Annotated in this window: 1 protein-coding gene; it reads left to right on the top strand. The window is 61.3% G+C overall.

All coding sequences use genetic code 11. From position 1 onward, the window contains the following. Positions 1-6 precede the first annotated feature (6 nt). On the top strand, positions 7-6,633 hold the full coding sequence (locus DBR24_RS02135) for an NEL-type E3 ubiquitin ligase domain-containing protein (protein WP_371921215.1): 6,627 nt from the start codon (positions 7-9) through the stop codon (positions 6,631-6,633). The last annotated feature ends 26 nt before the right edge of the window (positions 6,634-6,659 follow it).

The following is a 6,659-nucleotide window of genomic DNA, read 5'->3' as shown; positions in this document are numbered from 1 at the left end:
ACGTACTTGCGCGGCTTCTTCCATCCGACGGATGCGGTGGCGGCAACGGCGTTCCGTCAGCAGTTCATCGCCAGTCAGAAAGCCGCGATGCGCGCGGCTGCCGAGCTGGCCCTCTTGAAAGAGGATATCGAGCCGGCGCACTACGCCATGATTGTGTCGGTCATCAACGATGAGCTGAATCCGTCGGTCGGCCATAAACCGGTCTGGTTCCGCGATCTGGCGGTCATGGACAAAAGGCTGACCGGATGTGTGGTGTTTTCGATCTGTGAAAAGTACCGCTACAGCGATGAGTGGATTTTTTATATCCCCCATGACCCGGAGCATCCCTTCAAATGCTATCGCGGCGATCAGGCCACGGCGGAGTTCAAGCGCTTGCTCACAGCGCGGCACGCTGGCAACGCCACGAGCGCCGAACCGACTGATTACCAGCGGTTCCTCAGTCAGTTCCTGCCTTACGAGGCGCGTGGGTATTATTTCAGTCAGTTCACCCGCAAGGCCGCCGACTCTCCGAGCGATTACTGGCGTTCACCCTGGCGCACGATTCTTGATCTGGGCGCCGGTGCAGCATTCACCCGGATCAGGGAGCTACCGCCGCCGCCGGCGGCGAAACTGGAACCGGAACCTGACCCCTACATTGCGCCGTCGATCTGGACACAGCGGCGCAGAGGCCTTTGGGAGGAAAACCAGAGCCTCTGGGAATACCTCTACACCGAAAGTAGCGCCAAGGTGCTGGCCGATGCTCGCAGCCACGCCGTGCCCAGTGCTGATGTCGATGTCAAGGCGCGCGATGCCAAACTGGCGCATCTGCTGCAAATCGACATGCTCGGTCTGAACATGGTGTCGATGTTCGTGCCGGTGCTGGGGGAGGTCATGATGGTGGTGATGGCCGGTCAGTTGCTGTACGAAACCCTTGAGGGCGCAGTGGAGTGGGGCGAGGGCGACCGCAGGGCGGCCAAGGATCATTTGCTCGATGTAGCTGAGAACCTGGCGCAGATTGCGGTGATGGCCGGGGTGGGTGTCGGTGTGCGCAGGTTCTCGGCAGCCAGGCCTGAACCGGTGATCGAGCAACTGCATCCGGTAACCTTGCCCAATGGCGAAACCCGCCTCTGGAAGCCGGACCTCAGCGCTTATGAGTCCAGTGTCGTGCTGGACACCAACGCTATGCCGAACGAAGCGGGGCAGTATGAGGTCGGTACGAAGACCTTCATTCGTCAGGGCGGCCGCGTGTTTGAACAGTTTTTCGATGAATCACTGGGCAAATGGCGAATCCGCCACCCGAGCGATACCACGGCCTATCAGCCGATTCTTGGCAGCAATGGCCGCGGCGCCTGGCGGCATACGCTGGAGCGCCCCCTGGAATGGGACCGTCTGACGCTGTTACGGCGCCTGGGCCACGAAACCGACGGGTTCTCCGATGCCGAGCTGATCAGGATTGCCGACGTCAGCGGCGTCAGTGACAACGCGTTGCGCAAGATGCACGTCGATCACGCGGTGCCGCCGCCGGCGTTGACCGACGCTCTGCGTCTGTTCAGGGCCGATGCGGGCGTCGACGAGGTCATCGAGCAACTGCGCGGAACCAGGCCGATCAACGAGAAATATCTCTACGCTTTGCCATTGATGACTGACCTGCCCACTTGGCCGTCGGGACGGGTGCTGGAGGTGTTCGAAGGGCCGCAGTTGAGCGGCGCGTCGGTCAAATACGGTGAGCGCTGGCGGGTGCCCGGTGTCGACGCCAGGCTGGCGATTCGCTTGACGCGTTCGCAGGTCCTGGGTGGAGAACTGAACCGCCGGATTGTGGCCAGCCTCGATCAGGCTGAGCTGGGTCAGCTGTTGCGCGGACGCGGCCCGCTGGCGCCCGACGCCCGGGCGCCAGCGCTCGGTGAATTGCTGGCGGAATACGCCAGCGGCCGGCAGTCGGCGATTTTCGACAGTCTTTATGCCGGCACGCCATCCCGGGACCGGCAGGTCACACTGCTGCAGCGAACCTGTCCCGGTCTCAGCGAGTCAGCCGCTCAGGAAGTGCTCCATCATGCCGCGGCGGATGATCTCGAGCGGCTCGCGCAGACCCGTCGTGTGCCGTTGCGCATGCTGGAGGAGGCGCGCTGGTATGCGCGACAGGGGCGGCAGACCCGGGCCTATGCGGGGCTGCGCAGCGACAATCAGGCATCTCCCGACAGTCGACGCCTGGCCTTGCAGATGTTGCAGCGGATGCCGGGCTGGCCCGACAACGTGCGCCTGGAAGTTCGCGATGGCAGTACGACCGGTGCATTGCTCGACAGTATCGGTGACGTGCCAGCCCTGCACAGGAAATTCCTGATCAAAAACGGCCCGCAGTTTCAGGCGTTCGATGAGCGGGGCGAGGCGCTCAACAGCCTGTCCAGGGAGGGTGACAATTTCTACGCGTCGATCCTGCACGCGCTGCCCGATGACGCTCGCCGTAGCCTGGGCATCCCCCATGTCGGTCAAGGCGCTGACTTGCAAAGCCGTATCATCGAGCAGGCCGGGCGCAATCGTGCAGATGTCCTGCAGGCCCTGGAGCCACAGGCGAAGTTGTTCAAGCCCCCCGTGCGGGTCAATGAGACCCTGGTCGGGTATTACGCCAGTGGTCGCGGCCAGGCATTCAACCCGCCACTCACAGCGAAGGTGCGCGATGTCTATCCGGGGCTGAGCGATGCGCAGGCCAACGAATTTATACGTCAGCAATCGCAGGCAGGTCTGTCCGAAGGGCAAATCTACAGCGAGTTGTTGCGCCGTGAGCAAGAATGGGCCGCGCAGAAGGCCACGCTTGAAGCGTGGATCGGGACGCCGGAGGTGGTGCCGCGCGATCCCTTTGGTCGACCGATGCCGGAAACCGCGCAACAACGCCGCAGGAATACCGCACAAGCATTTGAAGCAAGCTGGCGTGCGGCACCGTTGGCCGCGCAAGAGCCGCGTGCTGCGCGCCTGGAGATCGACAGCGAAGACCTGTTGCCGACACTCACGGCGGATTTCAGCCACGTCCGTGAATTGTCGGTAAGCGGAAGCGGCCTGACCGATGCCAATGCCGATGGCTTTCTCGCACGATTCCAGGGCCTGGAAAAGCTCAGGATAGGCTCGCGTAGCGAGCTGTTCAGGTTCATACGTATACGTATTCAGGAATTGACCAACCTGCCACGTTCAGTCAGCAGGATGACCACGCTCAAAAGCCTGAGTTACGCGTCCCACATGAGCCTTCCTGCCGATTTTGCCCCGCGACTGGCACCACTCACGGCCCTTGAGGCGCTGGAAATAAAGATTTACGGCACAGACACGGTGTTCCCGGAGCGCTGTCTGGCATCGTTGGTGAATCTGAAAACCCTGACCCTCCACGCACCTCACATGACGCAGTGGCCGGTCGAAACACTCGATCTGCCCGCACTGGAACGATTTGATCTGAGCAACACGGCGATCAGCTCGATCCCTGAGGCGTTTTACACCGGGCATGAGAAGCAATGGGCGGGGTTGTCGCTGAATTGGCGAAAGGTCGCTTACGAGGACTTCACGCGTGCCAGCGAGTACGTCAAAAGCCACGAGGCGGCACTGGGCCACTTGATGGACGTGGAGCAGATGGTGCGCAGTTACGTCCAGGGCGAACTGGAATTTCTGATGGGCATACGCGGCTACCTCGATCCGCTCCCTGAGCGACTGCTCAACCTCGACCTTGAGGCCATTCAGGCGCTGAGTGTCGAGTACGCCGAGATATTCCGGCCGTTTCATGAGCCCATCCAGTCCTCGGGATTGCGCACGGCCAGACTGCTGCCGCTTTGGAACGAAGTGCCGAATTCCAGTTTGCTCAAAGCGCTGCAGAGTACCTGGCGCAATGGCGTGAGCCAGCGGTACGGTGTGCCCGTCAAGCAGGCACTGTTCGAGCTGCCGCCGGCGGACGCTTATCTGATCCTGCACGGTAGTCCCCGGTTCAAAACGCTGCCCGTGTTGCCCGCCGGAGCGTTTGCCCATGTGAAGACAGTGCGCTTGCGTGAACTGGATGTACCTGCCGAGCATATTCGCGGTTTCGTTCAGGCATTCAGTGAAGCGCAAAGTCTCGAAATCGCTGACACCGAACTGAACGAGGTGCCGATCTCCTCCGCAGACTTGCCGCAATTGACCCGGTTGAATCTGGCCGGCAACAGCCTCTCTGTGACGCCGGTGGTACAGCACCAGTTGAACGCTCTGACGAACATCGAAGACCTCGACCTCAGCCATAACCCATTGGGCCAGCTCGACCTGGGTGCCTTGACCCGGCTCAAGACCGTGAATCTGCGGGCCACTCGGCTCAAGGCATGGCCAAGGGACGCAGAAAACATGGCCGGGTTGACCTGGATCGACCTGCGTGACAATGCGCTTGCACGTCTGCCGGAGCAGGTGCTTGCGCACCCGGACACGCTGATCAAAGTCAATCTGACGGGTAATCCGTTCACGGCGGATAGCGCGTCTGACCTGACGGCGGCGCTGCATCGGATTGAAACGGCGCAAGGTTTGCCTGCAGGTACGCTGCAACGCTTTGCGCAGGAATCGGTGCCCGAGGTGTTTCCGCCGTCGGAAACCGGCTGGAGCGTGAAGCAAGGCCTGTTGCCGCTGCCCCGGCACACGTCCGCGCCTGCAGATACCGTCGGGTTCGCTGCGCGTTTGCAGGCGCTCGATCCACTGTTGAGTCCGCAACGGGCGCTGCAGCACATTGCGCACCTGCGCAATGCCGGCCTCAGTGATCTGCAGATCGAAGGCCGGCTCAATGACTGGAAGCAGACGGGTGAAACACTGGCTGTCCAGTTGAACAGCTGGCTCTATATCCGCGAGTTCCAAACGTCGAGAAGGTTTGTGTCGGCGCAAAGTCGCAGCCTGGCGGCGAAACAGATTTACCGCTGCTGGCTGGACGGGCTGATCGCGCCAACCCAAGAGAATGGGCAAGTGCTGGATCTCATGAAGGCGCAAACAGGCGATTTACCGGATTTGCCCGTGCAGTTTCCCGCGGTAACACGCCTTTTGCTCACCGGTGTACGGATCACTGAGCAAGGCTCGAACGGGTTTTTGAGGGCATTTCCCGCCGTCGACACACTGGTGCTCGATGGTAATGACCTGGAGGCGATACCGGATGCCGTGCGAGGCATGTCGCGGCTCGAACGGCTGGAGCTCAATAGCAACCGTTTCACGGACCCGCGAACGTTGTATGAAGCGTTGCGAGGGGAGCGGTTGCGCTGGCTGGATGTGAGCAACAATCAGCTGGATACTTTCGATGTCAGTGCGTTCGGTCGCCTCGAAACCCTGAACCTGGCGTACAACGGCCTTCATGCCTGGCCCGTCGGCGCCCTTGAGTCAGAGTATCTGCACACTTTGGATGTGCGGGGCAATCGCCTGCAAATGATTCCGGCCGGTCTGTTCGACGGTGGTCATGAGATGTTGGCGCGCGGCACCCGCCTGGAAGAAAACAGTCAGTTGTCGCGCGACAGTCTGGAGCGCCTGCGCGATTACAGCATTGCCCACGGCGATGGCGATGTCATGGGGATTTCCCGCAATGAACTGGATCTGCGCATCGCCGCGGCTAACCGTCATCCGGACAGCTCCTCAGAGTCTGGCTCGAACTCGGATTCGGAATGGGATTCCGACAGCGAAGAAGACCTTGAGCAGGTCGACCCACAGGCCAATGTGGAGGAACTGGAGTCCATCGACAACCCGGCCACTTATGTCGCGCAGGATGCCCTTGAACCCTGGCTGGCCAATACGACTGGCACCTTGCGTGACGAGCATGCGGCACTGTGGCGGCAACTGGCCGAGGCAGACGGCTACGGACCGTTCTTTCATCTGCTCTGGACGCTGCGCGACACCAGCGATTTCATTCTGTCGCGTGCCCATCTGAGTTTTCGCGTGTGGGAGGTGATCCGGGCCGCCGCGGAAAACAGCGAGTTGCGCGAGAAGCTGTTTTTCGATGCGCAGACCCATGCGACGTGTGCCGATGGCCGTAGCCTGTCTTTCAGCGAGATGGAAACCCGGGTGTTCAAATACAACGCCCTGCGCGATGTGCCCCGGTGGTCTTCGGATCGGCGCGGCCGGGCCTTGCTGGACCTGTCGCGGCAAATGTTTCGGCTGGAGCAGGTCGATCGCCTGGCCGAGCGCGCCGCTCTCGGTGAAGATCGAGCGGAAATTCGCCTGCAATACCGGATCGGCATGACCGCTGGCTGGCCGGATGGGCTGGAATTGCCCGGACAACCGCAACGGATGTTGTATGGCACACCCATTCATGGACAGGCACTGCTCGATGCACGTCGCACCGTGCTGGAGACCGAAGCGTCCGACGAGTTTCTGCGGAATCTGGTCTTGCGCGATTACTGGGTCCGCTACCTGGTAGAACGCAACCCTGAAACCTTCGCCACCCTTGAGCAAAATGCCACGCGACGACAGACTGAGGTCGAGGACTCGTATCCGGACTGGCAAAGCGATGCGCTGTCCAAAGAGCAGTACCAGACGGCGATGAACCTGCTGGAGATCGAACTGACCACTGCGCGCAACGAGAAACTGATCGAGTTGTCGCGTGGGGAAATCACGAGGCTGACAACCCTTGACGGGCCACCGCAGCAGGCGCGACCGGCTTCACCGCAGCCGGGCCCTTCATGGCGCCCGTGAACTGAGTGACCGGCAGGGCATGGGCG

This window comes from Pseudomonas sp. HMWF006, assembly GCF_003061205.1.
Lineage (GTDB): Bacteria > Pseudomonadota > Gammaproteobacteria > Pseudomonadales > Pseudomonadaceae > Aquipseudomonas > Aquipseudomonas monsensis.
The sequence above is the reverse complement of the archived record's forward strand: the minus strand, read 5'-3'. Positions and strand labels throughout refer to the sequence as shown.